General features: G+C 60.2%; 16 protein-coding genes. 7 read left to right on the top strand and 9 right to left on the bottom strand.

Annotated features, from left to right (window positions below; all coding sequences use genetic code 11):
- Window positions 1-40: 40 nt before the first annotated feature.
- From fdhA to IFT99_RS21475, 3 genes are all read left to right on the top strand, one after another.
- Window positions 41-1,240 (top strand): formaldehyde dehydrogenase, glutathione-independent, encoded by a 1,200-nt coding sequence (gene fdhA / locus IFT99_RS21485; protein ID WP_065991275.1) that lies wholly within the window; start codon window positions 41-43, stop codon window positions 1,238-1,240.
- 186 nt (window positions 1,241-1,426) lie between these two features.
- Window positions 1,427-2,017 (top strand): DUF1190 domain-containing protein, encoded by a 591-nt coding sequence (locus IFT99_RS21480; protein WP_192134976.1) that lies wholly within the window; start codon window positions 1,427-1,429, stop codon window positions 2,015-2,017.
- 87 nt (window positions 2,018-2,104) lie between these two features.
- The gene (locus IFT99_RS21475; RefSeq protein ID WP_192134974.1) at window positions 2,105-2,668 is read left to right on the top strand and encodes a DUF2780 domain-containing protein; all 564 of its coding nucleotides are present in this window, start codon (window positions 2,105-2,107) and stop codon (window positions 2,666-2,668) included.
- Window positions 2,669-2,716: 48 nt separating this feature from the next.
- Here IFT99_RS21475 and IFT99_RS21470 read toward each other — a convergent pair whose 3' ends face one another.
- Entirely contained in the window at window positions 2,717-3,604 is an 888-nt protein-coding gene (locus tag IFT99_RS21470) for an acyltransferase (RefSeq protein WP_065991277.1), read from the bottom strand.
- 218 nt (window positions 3,605-3,822) lie between these two features.
- On the opposite strand from IFT99_RS21470, the gene rloA2 reads away from it, so the two are divergent.
- The 4 genes from rloA2 (at window position 3,823) to IFT99_RS21450 (ending at window position 5,557) form a co-directional block, all read left to right on the top strand.
- Window positions 3,823-4,323, top strand: coding sequence for a retropepsin-like aspartic peptidase RloA2 (rloA2, locus tag IFT99_RS21465; protein WP_065991278.1), 501 nt, complete (start codon window positions 3,823-3,825; stop codon window positions 4,321-4,323).
- Window positions 4,324-4,425: 102 nt separating this feature from the next.
- Window positions 4,426-4,761, top strand: coding sequence for a KleE stable inheritance protein (gene kleE, locus IFT99_RS21460; protein ID WP_192134972.1), 336 nt, complete (start codon window positions 4,426-4,428; stop codon window positions 4,759-4,761).
- A gap of 42 nt (window positions 4,762-4,803) precedes the next feature.
- Window positions 4,804-5,058 (top strand): hypothetical protein, encoded by a 255-nt coding sequence (locus IFT99_RS21455; protein ID WP_192134970.1) that lies wholly within the window; start codon window positions 4,804-4,806, stop codon window positions 5,056-5,058.
- A gap of 130 nt (window positions 5,059-5,188) precedes the next feature.
- A complete protein-coding gene (locus tag IFT99_RS21450) occupies window positions 5,189-5,557 on the top strand; it encodes a hypothetical protein (protein ID WP_192134968.1) in 369 nt (122 codons plus the stop codon).
- Between the two features lie 112 nt (window positions 5,558-5,669).
- On the opposite strand, the gene IFT99_RS21445 is transcribed toward IFT99_RS21450, so the two are convergent.
- The 8 genes from IFT99_RS21445 to IFT99_RS21410 all read right to left on the bottom strand — a co-directional run bounded on the left by IFT99_RS21445 (window position 5,670) and on the right by IFT99_RS21410 (window position 14,531).
- The gene (locus tag IFT99_RS21445) at window positions 5,670-6,299 is read right to left on the bottom strand and encodes a glutathione S-transferase family protein (protein WP_065991280.1); all 630 of its coding nucleotides are present in this window, start codon (window positions 6,297-6,299) and stop codon (window positions 5,670-5,672) included.
- Between the two features lie 106 nt (window positions 6,300-6,405).
- Window positions 6,406-7,719 (bottom strand): MFS transporter, encoded by a 1,314-nt coding sequence (locus IFT99_RS21440; protein WP_192134966.1) that lies wholly within the window; start codon window positions 7,717-7,719, stop codon window positions 6,406-6,408.
- Window positions 7,720-8,026: 307 nt separating this feature from the next.
- A complete protein-coding gene (locus IFT99_RS21435) occupies window positions 8,027-8,227 on the bottom strand; it encodes a hypothetical protein (protein WP_192134965.1) in 201 nt (66 codons plus the stop codon).
- Window positions 8,224-9,363, bottom strand: a complete 1,140-nt coding sequence (locus tag IFT99_RS21430; protein WP_192134963.1) for a PepSY-associated TM helix domain-containing protein — start codon at window positions 9,361-9,363, stop codon at window positions 8,224-8,226. The genes IFT99_RS21435 and IFT99_RS21430 overlap by 4 nt, the downstream gene beginning before the upstream one ends.
- 81 nt (window positions 9,364-9,444) lie before the next feature.
- Complete coding sequence (locus tag IFT99_RS21425) at window positions 9,445-11,880, bottom strand: TonB-dependent siderophore receptor (RefSeq protein ID WP_192134961.1); 2,436 nt, start codon at window positions 11,878-11,880, stop codon at window positions 9,445-9,447.
- A gap of 252 nt (window positions 11,881-12,132) precedes the next feature.
- On the bottom strand, window positions 12,133-13,125 hold the full coding sequence (locus tag IFT99_RS21420) for a FecR family protein (protein ID WP_192134959.1): 993 nt from the start codon (window positions 13,123-13,125) through the stop codon (window positions 12,133-12,135).
- Window positions 13,122-13,640 (bottom strand): RNA polymerase sigma factor, encoded by a 519-nt coding sequence (locus IFT99_RS21415; protein ID WP_192134957.1) that lies wholly within the window; start codon window positions 13,638-13,640, stop codon window positions 13,122-13,124. Before IFT99_RS21415 ends, IFT99_RS21420 begins: the two co-directional genes overlap by 4 nt.
- Before the next feature lie 171 nt (window positions 13,641-13,811).
- Complete coding sequence (locus IFT99_RS21410; protein ID WP_192134955.1) at window positions 13,812-14,531, bottom strand: 3'-5' exonuclease; 720 nt, start codon at window positions 14,529-14,531, stop codon at window positions 13,812-13,814.
- Window positions 14,532-14,541: the final 10 nt, after the last annotated feature.

The raw sequence follows: 14,541 nt of genomic DNA, 5'->3' as shown, positions 1-14,541 counted from the left end.
CTGATTCACCCAATCAATAACAAATAGAGAGGTGACATGTATGTCTGGTAATCGTGGTGTGGTGTATCTCGGCGCGGGCAAGGTCGAAGTACAGAAAATCGACTATCCCAAGATGCAGGACCCGCGCGGCAAGAAGATCGAGCACGGGGTGATCTTGCGCGTGGTTTCCACCAACATTTGTGGCTCCGATCAACACATGGTGCGTGGCCGAACGACTGCCCAGGTCGGCCTGGTACTGGGTCACGAAATCACTGGTGAGGTGGTCGAGAAAGGCAGCGACGTCGAAAACCTGAAGATCGGTGACCTGGTGTCCGTGCCCTTCAACGTCGCCTGCGGCCGTTGCCGCTCCTGCAAAGAGCAACACACCGGCGTCTGCCTGACCGTCAACCCGGCCCGCGCCGGTGGTGCCTACGGTTATGTCGACATGGGCGACTGGACCGGCGGCCAGGCCGAATATGTGCTCGTGCCCTATGCCGACTTCAATCTGCTCAAACTTCCTGATCGCGACAAGGCGATGTCGAAGATTCGCGACCTGACCTGCCTCTCCGACATCCTGCCCACCGGCTACCACGGCGCGGTGACTGCCGGTGTCGGTCCGGGCAGCTCGGTGTACATCGCCGGCGCCGGTCCCGTGGGGCTTGCCGCCGCCGCTTCAGCGCGCTTGCTTGGCGCGGCAGTCGTCATTGTCGGTGACGTCAATCCGGTGCGTCTGGCGCACGCCAAGGCCCAGGGTTTCGAGATCGCCGACCTCTCGAAAGACACCCCGCTGCACGAGCAGATCGCCGATCTGCTGGGCGAGCCTGAAGTGGACTGCGCCGTCGATGCCGTAGGCTTCGAAGCACGTGGCCATGGGCACGCGGGCGCCAAGGCCGAGGCACCGGCCACCGTACTCAACTCGCTGATGGGCGTGGTTCGCGTCGCCGGCAAGATCGGCATTCCCGGCCTTTACGTGACGGAAGACCCGGGTGCCGTGGACGCTGCCGCCAAGGTCGGCGCACTGAGCATTCGTTTCGGTCTGGGCTGGGCAAAATCCCACAGCTTCCACACCGGCCAGACGCCGGTCATGAAGTACAACCGTCAACTGATGCAGGCGATCATGTGGGACCGCATCAACATTGCCGACGTGGTTGGCGTGGAAGTCATCAGCCTCGACGACGCCCCGCGCGGTTACGGCGAGTTCGATGCCGGTGTGCCGAAGAAATTCGTCATCGACCCGCACAAACTGTTCAGCGCCGCATGATTCTCTGACGCTCTCAAAAGGCGACCTTCGGGTCGCTTTTTTTATGCCTGACGTAGGCCTCTAGTCCGGCATTTGTAGGGCGTTTCTGAAAATGGTTGGGGAGCGTTTGAATTCCATTCCTGCTTGTTTCAGCTGCCTTATCTCCGTGTTATTTGTCCGGCCGGTTTTTCAGGTGGCGGGTCATGCATGCTTGTTTGGTGGGTTAGAACATCGATTCATTTCCTCGTCGCGATGCCGCTCATTGTCTTGCCCGCCACGCTGACGAGCGCTCATCTCGAGCCTGTTTCTTCGGGCTGGGCATCGTCGGAGGTGTTCTTTGAAAACCCCAACGCCTGCGTCTGGGCCGGTATGGCGCCGGCGGTCTGTCAGGCCGGTTACCGCGCCGCTTACCGTCAACATGTGCGCATCGCGCCGACCTACCGTGAGCTGGCGGACTGCGAGGCTGATTTCACCCCGGGTGAGTGTTTCGCTGCCGACGTGTCCCGGCTCTGGTCGCCCTGGTTGTCCGGTTTCGCGATCATCACCCAGGTTCAGCTGACATCCACCGGGGGTAGCCCCGACTCACAGGTACGCCTCTTCAGTGAACCCCTTTATCGTGGCGCCGATCATCGGGGCGGTACACGCTTGATCAGCCTTCGCGAGAAGCTTCACAGCGGTGAGCATTTCGATAAGGCGTTCATTCGCCACCGGCTCTTGCAGGCGGGCTCGACGGCTGCGGATCAACGGCTGGCGCGGACCTTCGAGCCGCAGCGCTTGTTCTATGTCAGCAAACCCTGAGGCCCTGGGTGGAACTTCCCTTCGAGGGGCGGTCCAACGCGTGTTTACCCGGTCATGGCCGGTCTCCTGGCAAACGAGGTTGTTGCGATGAAAGTTTCACTGAGAAATGTACGTGGTGCTGCGCTGGCGAGCCTGATGGCGCTCGCAGTCACGCCGGTCTTCGCTTTCAATCTGAATGACGCGGCCAATGCCGTTTCCAATGCAACCGGCGGTCAGCAAAAGGCAACCGCCGCGCCCGAGGCAGCCGGGCTATTGAACACGCTGGGCACGCAGTTGAACGTCACGCCGGAGCAAGCGGTGGGCGGGACCGGCGCCTTGTTGGGGCTGGCCAAGAACAAGCTCGCCGGCAACGACTATTCGCAACTGAGCAAATCAGTGCCAGGCCTTGATCAACTGGCCGGCAACTCGGCCCTCGGCAGCCTGAGTGGTCTGGGTGGATTGTTGGGTAATTCCGGGAGCAGCAACTCTGCCTTGGACAGCGCGCTGGGTAATGTGCAGAGCATGGGCGACGTGAACAAGGCGTTCAGCGCCCTGGGCATGAACAGCAGCATGGTCAGCCAGTTCGTGCCGGTGATTCTGCAGTACCTCGGTCAGCAAGGCGCGGGCGGTTCAGCGTTGCAGGCGTTGAGTGGCGTCTGGGGCGCCAAGTAATGTAGTTGCAGCGCCCCGGCAATCGGGGCGCCTGCTGCTACGGATGTGCTAAGCAATCGCGCCGCGTAACTCGGCGATCCGCGCATCCTTCTCTTGCCACAGCCGGTTGACCCAGTCCTGCACATACACGCGGAACACCGGGTCATTCTCGTAATCGCCCTGCCACAGCGCAGGGTCGAGTTCGCGGGTCTTGATGTCGACAATCACCCGTGGCACTCGTCCTGATAGCAAGTCCCAGAACCCCGGGATGCGCTCGCTTGGATAAACGACCGTCACATCAAGCACCGCGTCCAGCTGCTCACCCATCGCTGCCAGCACGAATGCGACGCCGCCTGCCTTGGGCTTTAGCAAGTAACGATAGGGCGAAGCCTGTTGGGCTTTCTTGGCCGGGGTGACGCGTGTGCCTTCCAGGTAATTCACCACGGTCACGGGCTGACGTTTGAACAGCTCGCATGCCTCGCGGGTGATTTCCAGATCCTTGCCCTTGAGCTCGGGATGCCTGGCCAGAAACGCCTTCGTGTAGCGCTTCATGAACGGGTAATCGAGTGCCCACCATGCCAGCCCCAAAAACGGCACCCAGATCAGTTCTTTCTTTAGGAAGAATTTGAAGAAGGGTGTACGTCGATTCAACGCCTGCACCAGCGCCGGGATGTCTACCCACGACTGATGGTTACCGATGACCAGGTAGGAGGTATCGCCACGCAGGCCTTCGTCGCCGCGGATTTCCCACTGGGTTGGCAGGCAGATTTTGAAAATCAGCTTGTTGATTTCACACCACGTCTCGGCGATCCACATCACTGCCACCGAGCAGTTGTCGCGCATCTCGCTCTGGAACACCAACTTGAGCAGCGCAAAGACCATCAGTGGGCCGATCAGCACCAGCGTATTGAGCAGAAGCAGCAGCGTGACGGCAATTCCGGTGAGCAGGTGACGCATAAGGCACTCGCGGTCGACAGGGTGGCGCGCAATGATAAGCAGGCCGGGCAGTTGGCGCAAAACCCTGGCGATACCGACGAATGTTTCACGCCTTTGTCAGTAGGCTCCCTATGCTTGGCTCGCTTGGCCCTGAGCGCGAAGCCTGCCGCGAACCATCGGCAGAGTGACGGTCTAAACCGGGCACACGCCCCGCCCATTCATCACGAGGAATCAGATCCGTGAAATCCCTTCTGGCGCTTATGTCTTTGCTGGCGTTGCCTGTCATGGCTGCCGAACCGACGTTGTACGGTCGTTACGAATACATTCAGGTCTCGGAGATCGGCGAGACATTCAAAGCCAAGATGGACACCGGCGCGTTGACCGCATCGCTGTCGGCCAAGGACATCGAACTGTTCAAGCGCGATGGCGATGACTGGGTGCGTTTCCGTCTGGCGACCAAGGACGCCGACAGCAAAGTCTACGAGCACAAGGTGTCGCGCATCAGCCGGATCAAGGGCCGTTCCGAAGGCGACGATGACGAAGAGCCGGCCGATCCCACCAAGCGCCCGGTTGTCGATCTTGAGCTGTGCCTGGGCAACGTGAAACGCACCGTGGAGGTCAACCTCGTCGACCGCAGCCACTTTAACTATCCGTTGCTGATCGGCGCCAAGGCCCTGCGTGAATTCGGCGCGGCGGTGAATCCGGCGCGTCGTTATACGGCCGATAAGCCTGAGTGCTGATGGCCGTTTTGATTGCGTCCCCGAGCGATTGCGCGGCACGCTTCAGGCATGCGCCACGTATTCGGAGTTAGAATTTACTCGCATTTGCATGGAGAGCAGGTAATGGCCAACAACCTATACAAATTTCCAGAGCGTCCCGGGGCAAAAGCGACTCCTGAAGTTGCGACTGAGCCGACGCCAAGTCAGACGCGCCCTGCACCGGGCAAGCTGAGGAAAGCCATCTCGGGGCTCGCTCGGGCGCTTTGGATGCTGCTGGTGCTCACTTGGCCAGTCCTGAGATGGGTCATGGCGCTTGATGTTGCCTACCGCGGGTTCTTGACGGTCTGGCACTGGGACACACCGGGAAGCCACGCAGGGTTTACGTTTTTCCTGCACTTCGCCGCTTTGACAGCGGCGACCTGTCTGGTCTCGTCGTACAAGCCGAAAAGCGTTGAATGAACTGAGCATCGAAACGCATCAAAAGGTCATGGGAGATAACTGATGACTGAACGGAAAAAACTGGAACGCTACGACCTTGCTCGTGCGGCTTTGAGCATAATGGTTAGCCATTACGCGGAATTAATAGGTGACGAAGGGAAAAAATCTACGCCGGACGCTAGCAAGATTCAGGGCTGGGAGAAAGTGCAGTTTGAACTGTCCAGACGGCAGTCGAGATTGTTAGCTAATGATGAGGACGAAGTTGAGCGAATAAACTCGACCTATGGCGCTATGGCTGCGGCAGTGATGAAAAGATAGTCTGGAACGGGTCTTCCGGCCCCCATGAGTCGGGAGTCACCGAGTCGCGACGCTTAAAAATTTCATGATGGCGGTCGGCTGGTAGCGCTGGCCTGTATTACACGAAAACTAATGGAATGGACCCTAAAGCATGAAGTGCATCACGTTTGAAAAACTTGCAATCACCGCTGTCGTTGCCGTCAGCATTTCTGGTTGTGGCTCCATTGCGCAACGTACGCAGAGTGACTCGGACTTGCAGGAAAAGGCCGCCTTCGCCCTGAACACCAGCAGCGACAAAATCACTATTTTGTCAAAATCGGCTTCCTTGGAGTCGATGCGTTTTCAGGTAAAAAGCGATAAGGGAATTTACAATTGTTACTTTACCTCTGTAGTCCTAGTGAACTCGGATGCTATTTGCTCGGGTCCTGTACAGGGCACCGTTCAGTCTGCCCAGACGCAGAAGGAAGCAGCGCAGCCGCAGAACTGTAATGCATTGTTGAAAGCCGCGAAACGCTGCTAAAGACGAAGCAAAAAGGCCGGAGTTATCCGGCCTTTTAGTATGCGATTTTTGCGCTCACCTACCTGCAGGTTAGCGTTTATCTAAAACCTACTCATTGTTGCGTGACCGATTTCTACACAGGCGGCTGAGTCTCTACCATCGATGGCCGCTGACTGACTTCGTAATACCAGTTCGCCAATCGTGGGTAGCTGCTGCGCCAGCCCAGATTGGGCTGGCGGAAATCCAGATAGCCCACCGCGCATGCCACGCTGATCGACGCGACGTCGAAATGCGTACTCAATTCAGTGACGGCTTCGGCTTCGAAATAGGCCAGCGTGCGATCGATTTTCTGCTGCTGGGCGTCGAGCCACTCCGACCAATGTTTTTCCTCGGGCCGCAGAAAGGTCTCGTAGCGGATGAGCAGTGCAGCGTCCAGCAGGGCATCGGCCAGTGAGGCAAGCGTCAATCGCCGCCAGCGCGCCGAGCCTTCCTTGGGAATGAGGGGGTTGCCGACATGCTGTTGATCCAGGTATTCGAGAATCACCCGGCTGTCATGGATCACGTTGTCGTCGGCCAGGCACAGCGCCGGAATTTTTCCGCACGGATTGCCGCGGCAGAGTTCAACGTCGGGGCTCACGGGGGTGAGGGCAACGGCCTTGAGACTGACCCGGCTCGCCTGTCCAGTCTCATGAAGCAAGATCAGCACCTTGCGAGCGAAGGGCGAAGCGGCGTTGTAATACAGCGTCATGCTGGGCGCAGACATGGACATTCCTCTGATCGTCCTGGGCCTCCAGACTAGTCAGGGCCAGGACGCTGCGCAATATCCTGAAGCAATGCCGGGCCGATTTGCGACGGCCCGGACATTGATGTCAGACCGTCGGGACCCCATCGGCCGAATCAGCCGATGATCTGCCGGATTGCGCCGCAGGTGTGCCGGTCAGCAGCGGCTTGGCGACAAACCAGATGATTGTGGCGGCGATAAGATCGAAAGCGGCCAGCGCCACAAACAGCGGGCTGTAGCCGACTTTGGTCACCATGATCCCGAGCACCAGCGTGAACAAAGCCGCGCCGAGAAACCCGAACATGCCACCGAGGCCTGTTGCCGTACCCACTTCGTTCTTGCCGAAGGAGTCCGACGTGATTGCGTACAGGGCGCCCGACAGCGTCTGGTGCGCGAAACCTCCGGCGCACAGCAGCGCAATGGCGACATAAGGGCTGTCCACCAGACCGATGCAGCCAGGGCCGATCATGCACAGCGAGCCCAGCACCATCACCATCTTGCGCGACGTGAGCAGGGACACGTTGAAATGCTTGTAGAAAAACGGGCTCAGGTAACCGCCCAGCACGCAGCCGATGTCAGCTGCGAGAAACGGCAGCCAGGCAAACATCGCGATTTCCTTGATGTTCATGTGACGCTCGGTCATCAGGTACAGCGGAATCCAGGCGTTGAACGTCTGCCAGGCCGGCTCTGACAGCATGCGGGCTGACGCGATTGCGTAGAAATTGCGGGTGCCGACGATCTTCTTCCAGCTGGCGTGCTTGGTCGGCGCGTCCTTCAGGTGGGACTCCTGACCGGCAAGAATATAATCGCGCTCCTCGTCACCCAGCAGACGCTGATTGCGCGGGTGTTTGTAGAAGAATAACCAGCCCGCGCTCCACAGCAGGCCCAGCCCGCCGACGATGATGAACGCGATCTGCCAGCCGCTGTGTAGAATCGCCCAGACCACGAGGGGAGGGGCCAGCAAGGCACCGATCGACGAACCGATGTTGAACCAGCCGATGGCAACCGAGCGCTCTTTGGCCGGAAACCATTCGGTGGTTGCTTTGATCGCTGCAGGAAACCCCGCCGCTTCAGTGATGCCCAGCAAGCTGCGCAGGAACGCCAGACTCTGCCAGCCGGTGGCCATAGCCGCCGATGCGCACGCCACAGACCAGGCGATGGCGAACACTGCAAAGCCGATCTTGGTGCCGATGGCGTCGATCACGTAACCGGCAACCGGCTGCATGAAGGCATAGCCCATCTGCCACGCGATGACGACGTGCGAGTACTGTTCGGTGGAGATGTTCAGCTCGCTCATCATGGTGGGAGCGGCGACGGAGAGGGTATTGCGCGCGAGATAGTTGACGATCAGGCCGCCGGTTATCAGCGCGACCATCCACCAACGGATGCCTTTGATTTTCATCGAGTCCACTCTGGGTATTGTTTTTATTTGGCGGCGATCGTTATACGTCGTCGTATGACTTGATTTAGTCAAAAGCACGTTTTGTTGTCAATGGGAATACCGCGGAGCGCTCATTATATTTCTTAATGTAACGGACTTGTCACAGCGGGGGCCGGCTTTGAAGCGGGAAGTGAGCGATTTTGGGGCGTCATCGGGAGGACGGGGGTTCGAGGAGTCAAGTGAGCTAACGGAATGAGGGCTGTTGGTGAGTCGTATGATGACCTGGGGCAACGGCGGGCGAATCCCCACCAGTTACATCCCGTATGGATCAGGTGTGATCAGCTCTCCTCCGCGCCATCAACCCCTTGCAACTAAGCCAGGCTGGAATCGCCATCCCTATCCAGGACAATACATCCCACGCACCGTCGCCCAGCAGCGCGGCGAACAGGCCGACTGCGGTCAGCAGGGCGATCCAGCCGGGCGTGCCGAAGGTCTTCCACAACGCCGAATGCTTCTTGTGTCGGGTCATGCCACTTCCGCCTCTACGGCGACTGCTTTTGCCGCAGCGACTGTGGCGCGACGACGGACCCACCACAGGTACAAGCCACTGCCAAGGACGATGATGGTCAAGACGTCCAGCGCGGCCCAGAGGATTTTCATCGGCATGCCGCCGTAGTCGCCGAAGTGCAGCGGTTGCGACAGCAGCAGGGCGTCCATGTACCACGGGCGTCCCAGCGTCGCGGTCACGTGCAAGTCCTGGGCGTCAATCAGTACGGGAGTGAGCAGGTGAGACGTCAGGTGCGTGTCGCCTTTCATGAACACGGCGTAGTGATGCTCGCTGGAAAAACGGGAGCCGGGAAAGGCAATGAAGCTCGGCTCGGCGCCGGGGACAGTGGCTTTGGAGATGTCGATCAATCGGGTTGCCGGTGCGCGTTCGGCCAGGGGTGGGGCGTTCTTGTAGGGCGCGATCATGGTCATCAGCGCGTCGGTGCGCCACTGGGCGATCACTAAATCGGCGCAGGCGTTGAGCACACCGGTCAGGCCCACAACCATGGCCCAGGTCAGCGTGACAACCCCGACCAGGTTGTGCAGATCAAGCCAACGTACCCGCGTGGATTTATTCGGCCGCACCGTGGCGAAATCCAGCCGACGCATAAAGGGCGCGTACAACACGACGCCGGACACGATCGCCATGACAAACAGCAGTCCCATGAATGCCAGCAGCAGCTTGCCCGGGAGCCCTGCATACATGTCCACGTGCAGGCGCAGCATGATCATCATGAAACCGCCGTTGGCGCTCGGCGTTTCCATCGCTTCGCCGGTGCGGGCGTCGAGCATGAAACTGTGGGATTCATTGGGGTCGCCGCCGGCGGTTTTACCCATGATGGCGTAGACGCCGTTGGGGTCATCATCATCCCAGCCGAAATACTGCATCACGTCGCCGGGGCGATGGGCCTCGGCTGAGCGAACCAGTTGCTCTAGGTCCAGATGCGGCGTGCCGGCGGGCATTTCCTTGAATTCCGGTGCATCGCCCGTCAGGTGAGCGATCTCGTGACTGAAGATCAGCGGCAAGCCAGTGATCGCCAGCATCATCAGGAATGCCGTGCAGATCAGGCTGGTCCACGTGTGGATGAAAGACCAGCGGCGAATGGTTTGGCTTTTCATGTGGAAATCCGGAGTCAGCGAAAGCGACAAAGGCCGCTGTGTGGGAGCGGCCCTTGTTTCGGGTAATGAGAGTTTAAACGATTACCATTTGTAGTCTACGCTCGCGAGCACGGTACGACGGTCGCCGTAGTAGCAATAGAAGCCGTCGCAGGTGGAAATGTATTCCTTGTCGAAGACGTTGTTGGCATTGACCGACACGCTCACGCCCTTGAGGGCGTTGTTCATGCGGCCGAGGTCGTAATGCACGGCAGCGTCGTAGACGGTGTAGGCATTGCTGTGCCCGTAGTTGGAATTGGCGACAAAGCCGTAACTGCCGATCGCAATATTGTCGGTCTCGCCAATGTACCGTGCGCCAAAGCCCAGGCCGAAACCGTCGAGCACCCCGTTGTGCCAGGTGTAATCACCCCAGATCGCCGCCTGATTTTCAGGCGTGAGTGGCAGTGGACGATTCTTGTCCAGCGGGTCGGTGACTTTGGTCATCTTGCTGTTGGCGTAGGTGTAGGACGCCGTCACTTTCAGGTTGTCAGTGACATCGCCTACCGCTTCCAGCTCGAAGCCGCGCACCTTCGCTTCGCCCAGCGGACGCTGCACGCCAAGGGTGTCGCTGAGCACGATGTCGCGACGGGTCAGGTCGTACGCCGCCGCAGTGAAGATGATGTTGCTGCCCGGCGGCTGGTATTTGAGGCCCACTTCGTACTGCTTGCCCGTCCCCGGCTGGAACGCCACGCCGTTGGCGCCGCCTTGCTCTGCCTGGAACGACTCGGCGTAGGAAATGTAAGGCGTGAATCCGGAGTCGAAGACGTAGCTGAGCGCGGCGTTGCCGGTGAACGCGCTGTCGGTGCGGTCGTCGGACTGATCGCTGTTGTAGAACTTCGATTCGGTCTTGAGCAGATCCTGGCGCCCGCCCAGGGTCAGACGCCAGTTATCCAGGGCCAGTTGGTCCTGAATATAGACGCCGACGTCCCGGGTTTTCTGGTTGTAATCCTGATACGCGGTGTAATCGACGTTGCTGAAGTCCTGCCCGTAAATCGGCTTGGCGATGTTGCTGGTCGGCGCGTTGCCGTACTGCCATTTGTAGTTGTGATTCAGTCGCTGATAGTCGAGCCCGAGCAACAGGGTGTGCTTGAGTTCGCCCGTGTCGAAGTCGGCTTGCAGGTTGTTGTCCAGCGCGAACTGGGAAATGTCCTCGTTGACGACGTTGGCGCCGCGAGCAACGGTGCCATCGTCTGACACCGAGCCGAAATAGCCGCCTGCCGTGATTCCCTGAAAGGACAGGTCGCTTTTGGTATAGCGGACGTTCTGCTTGAACTGCCAGACGTCGTTGAGACGATGCTCGAAGGCATAGCCAAGCGCGTAGTAAGTCTTGTCGTAAAACTCCCAGTCCGGATCGCCCAGGTTTTCGTGATATTTCACGCGGCCGACGGCCGATGGGTATTTGGTGCCCTGAATCGGCAGGAACTGGCTGGTGATCCCGGTATCGTCACGATTGAACTGGCTGAGAAAGGTCAGTTTGGTGTCCGGGTCGATGTTCCAGGTCAGGCTCGGTGCGAGGTTGTAGCGCTTGTCATCGATGTGGTCCACCGAGGTGCCGCTGTCACGCACCACGCCGCTGACGCGGTACTCGAAATTGTCGGCATCGTCGATCTTGCCGGTGCTGTCGAAGCTGATCTGCTTGCGGTTGTAAGTGCCGGCCTGAACCTGCACCTCGTGGCTGGCGTCGGCTTCGGGGCGACGACTGACCATATCAAGCATGCCGCCTGGCGGGGTCTGACCATAAACCGAAGACGCCGGGCCACGCAGGAGGGCAACGCGCTCCAGATCCCAGGTCTCCATTTTCGGCATCACGTATGCCCCTTTCGGCAGTGGCAGGCCGTCGAGGAATTGGGTGGGTTCAAAGCCGCGGACTTTCAGCCATTCGGACCGGCTGTCGCTGCCGTAGCTGCTGGCAACCACGCCTGGCATGTAGCGAACGGCGTCGTCGATGTTCTGCACCGCCCGATCCTGCATCTGCTGCCGGGTCGCGACCGAGATCGAGCGCGGCGCTTCAACCAGCGCGGTGTCGGTTTTGCTGCCGGCTGCGGTGCGACTCGCGGCGTATCCCTGCGCCGGGCCCCACGCGCTTTCGAAGCTTTCCTGACTGCCTTGAATGCTGGTGGCCGGCAATGCCATCGCGCCTTCAGGCGCAGCCACCAGCGTGTAGGTCCCTGCCGTCGTCAGGTTCAGTTGCAAGCCAGTGCCGCGCAGCGCCTGGCCCATCGCCCCAGACGCGTCGAACTGCCCCTGAACCGGCGCCGACGTGCGCCCCGCTGCCAGTGCCGGATCCAGCGACAGGGCCAGGCCCGCCTGACTGGCAATCTGCGTCAGCGTCGTGGACAGCGGCGCGGCCGGCAGATCGTAGGTACGGACGCTGGAAGTCTGGGAAGCGGCCATCAGCGGCGCACTGAGCAGCGGCGCGGCAATGGCGACGGCGATAGCCAGTAGGCTCGGTCGCAGAAGGGTGTGAAGCGTGCGGGACATGAACGGCACCTCGATGGAAATGGTTCTCAATGCCTATGTGCCGAACGAGATCTGAAAAGTGATAGGGCCGGGCGAAAATAATCTGTGAGTTCATTCAGTAGGCGTACGAAGGCCCTGTGGGAGCGAGCTTGCTCGCGGAGACAATTCTCAGCCCTGGTGATCCAGTGGATGTACCGGCCCCTTCGCGAGCAAGCTCACTCCCACAGGGTTGCGGTTATCCAGATGCCCCAAGCCTGCCCAAGAGACCCCGAATTAAAGCGCAGCTGCCGGCTTCTTCCCGCTGCCGACCACCGTCACCCACCACGGCGTACGTGCTTCGATCTGCACGGGCAGCGTGGGCGTCAGAGCCTTGAGCGCCAGGTCGGTATTGGTCAACGGAAAGCTGCCGGTGATACGCAGGTCTGCAACGTCTTTCGCAACGCCGAGATGGCCCGGACGATAGCGGGCAAGCTCCGCAACGACATCTGCCAGACGAGCGTTATCGACCACCAGCATGCCGCGCATCCAGGCGCCGGTGCCGGGCGTCAGGGCGAGCATGGGCCCGAGGCTGTTGCGATGAATCAACATCTGCTGCCCCTCGTTCAGCACCTTTTCATGATTCGAAGCCTGCGGGTGCACGGCGACGGCTGATTGCAGCACGCTCAACAGCGTGCCGTCGGCCCGCCTCTTGACCAGGAACTGCGTGCCCAGTGCGCGCATCTGCCCCTCAGGGGTCTCGACGATGAACGGACGCGCGTCGTTGTGGCTCCCGGTCTCCACGAAGATCTCGCCTTCTTGAAGCACGACCCGCCGCTGTTTGTCATCGAACCGCACGTCCAGTGCACTGTGGGTGTTGAGGCGGATCAGGGTGTTATCCGACAGGCGAATCGTGCGCTGCTCGCCGGTGGCGGTGCGCAGATCCGCCAGCCAGTAATCCACCGGCAGCAGGCGATCACCCAGAAACAGAGTCAATCCCAGCGCCAGCGCCACCCCTGCAAACCCGCGTCCCAGCTTGCGCAAACGCGAGCCCATCCCGTCACGGGACCGCAAAAGCGCCGAACGTGCCGGGCCGGTGGTCCCGGCAAAACGCTGATCGACCATGCCCAACTGCATCCAGGCCCGGGCGTGCTCGTCGCTGGCGGCGTACCACTTGGCGAACTCTTCACGCTCGGCTTCGCTGCCCCGGCCGCAATCCAGGCACAGTTGCCAGGCGATGGCGGCGTCCAGCACGTGGGATGAAACAGGTCGGGTAGAAATACGGCTCATGTTGGCTCGCCATACAGCGCGATGTAGCACTGGCGCAAACCCTGCGCCAGGTACTGACGCACGCGGGGCACCGAGACGCCGAGTTTGGCGGCGATCTCTGCATGGGGCATGCCGTCCAGGCGGTTGTACAGAAAGGCGGTGCGCGCCTTGCTGGACAGCTTGCCCAGCAGACGGTCGATGGCTTTGAGGTCTTCGAGAATCAGCTGCTGCTCTTCCAGGGAAGGTTGTTCGCCCTCGGGAATCAGCATCAGCTCGTCCAGATACGCCTGTTCCAGCGCGGCACGACGGAAGTGGTCGAACAGCAAGCCTTTCGCGATCGAAACCAGAAAGGCCCGGGGTTCGCGGGGCTCAAGCAATTGCTCGCGGCCGAGCAAGCGGATGAACGTGTCTTGACTGAGGTCTTCGGCGCGGTGGGGGCAAGCGACATTGCGTCGGAGCCAGCCCAGCAGCCAGCCGCGATGGTCGCGATAGAGCGTTCCGACGAGCTGCTGCTGGGGACTTTGAAGTGACGACACAAGCGCACCGAGGAGAACAAAGGGGCTAACGAGAATTGTTCGCGATTGTGTCAGAGCCGCCCAATGCTGGCAATTGGTCCTTGTAGGAAGAAGCCGAACGGTTGACGTAAGAATCGACCATTAGATTTGTAAGGCGCGGCGGGATCCAGAGGCAGGCCCAGAGGATGAACGCTAAAACGAATGCGATTGCTGCTGCCGTCGCCATTTCGCCACGCCTTGCTCAAGCTGTGCAGGGGTTTCGATCCCCTGTCTTCTGGCGTGGCTGAACAGAATCATCGCGAGTTCGGCGGTCACCAGCGCATCGGCGCTGGCGTGATGACGCTCTTCGGCGTGGAGCCCGAAGAATCGCGTCCAGTCGTCCAGGCTTGCCTGGCGCAAATTCGCGTTCGGGCAAATGAAGGGCGCGATGTGAGCAACATCGATGAAGGGGTGCAGCAGGCGATAGCCCAGGCTTTCCTTTAATGCCCGCCCCAACATGTGCTCGTCGAACGCCGCGTGGAACGCCAGCAGCGGGCTGTCACCCACGAACGCCATGAAATCCAGCAGCGCTTCGACCGGCTCGCTGCCCGCCGCAATCGCGGTGGGCCCCAGCCCGTGAATCAATACGCTCGGGCTGAGTTTGTGATCGGTGCGCATCAGCGTGCGCTCGAACTGCTGCCCCAGATCGATCGCGCCATCTTCGATGACCACGGCGCCAATCGACAGCACGTCGTCCCGCTGCAGATTCAGCCCGCTGGTCTCAAGATCGACCACGACCCACCGTTGCTGGCGCAGTGTCTTTTGATCCAGGACGCCCGGGCCGGGCAAGGCGCGCAGGCGCTGTTGCTGTTCAGGTGTCAGCTCAGGGGCGACGGCGCGTTTGGGGGGCTTGAGCCAGCGGAACAAATTCATGATCAGTCGC

It is taken from the genome of Pseudomonas sp. CFBP 8772, from assembly GCF_014841665.1.
GTDB lineage: Bacteria > Pseudomonadota > Gammaproteobacteria > Pseudomonadales > Pseudomonadaceae > Aquipseudomonas > Aquipseudomonas graminis_B.
This window is presented reverse-complemented; position numbering and strand designations above follow the sequence as displayed.

What these genes read in the sequence shown, in the direction of transcription:
- fdhA (WP_065991275.1), top strand. Translation starts at nt 41, where the DNA reads ATGTCTGGTAATCGTGGTGTGGTGTATCTCGGCGCGGGCAAGGTCGAA.
- IFT99_RS21480 (WP_192134976.1), top strand. Translation starts at nt 1,427, where the DNA reads ATGCTTGTTTGGTGGGTTAGAACATCGATTCATTTCCTCGTCGCGATG.
- IFT99_RS21475 (WP_192134974.1), top strand. Translation starts at nt 2,105, where the DNA reads ATGAAAGTTTCACTGAGAAATGTACGTGGTGCTGCGCTGGCGAGCCTG.
- IFT99_RS21470 (WP_065991277.1), bottom strand. Translation starts at nt 3,604, where the DNA reads ATGCGTCACCTGCTCACCGGAATTGCCGTCACGCTGCTGCTTCTGCTC.
- kleE (WP_192134972.1), top strand. Translation starts at nt 4,426, where the DNA reads ATGGCCAACAACCTATACAAATTTCCAGAGCGTCCCGGGGCAAAAGCG.
- IFT99_RS21455 (WP_192134970.1), top strand. Translation starts at nt 4,804, where the DNA reads ATGACTGAACGGAAAAAACTGGAACGCTACGACCTTGCTCGTGCGGCT.
- IFT99_RS21450 (WP_192134968.1), top strand. Translation starts at nt 5,189, where the DNA reads ATGAAGTGCATCACGTTTGAAAAACTTGCAATCACCGCTGTCGTTGCC.
- IFT99_RS21445 (WP_065991280.1), bottom strand. Translation starts at nt 6,299, where the DNA reads ATGTCTGCGCCCAGCATGACGCTGTATTACAACGCCGCTTCGCCCTTC.
- IFT99_RS21440 (WP_192134966.1), bottom strand. Translation starts at nt 7,719, where the DNA reads ATGAAAATCAAAGGCATCCGTTGGTGGATGGTCGCGCTGATAACCGGC.
- IFT99_RS21435 (WP_192134965.1), bottom strand. Translation starts at nt 8,227, where the DNA reads ATGACCCGACACAAGAAGCATTCGGCGTTGTGGAAGACCTTCGGCACG.
- IFT99_RS21430 (WP_192134963.1), bottom strand. Translation starts at nt 9,363, where the DNA reads ATGAAAAGCCAAACCATTCGCCGCTGGTCTTTCATCCACACGTGGACC.
- IFT99_RS21425 (WP_192134961.1), bottom strand. Translation starts at nt 11,880, where the DNA reads ATGTCCCGCACGCTTCACACCCTTCTGCGACCGAGCCTACTGGCTATC.
- IFT99_RS21420 (WP_192134959.1), bottom strand. Translation starts at nt 13,125, where the DNA reads ATGAGCCGTATTTCTACCCGACCTGTTTCATCCCACGTGCTGGACGCC.
- IFT99_RS21410 (WP_192134955.1), bottom strand. Translation starts at nt 14,531, where the DNA reads ATGAATTTGTTCCGCTGGCTCAAGCCCCCCAAACGCGCCGTCGCCCCT.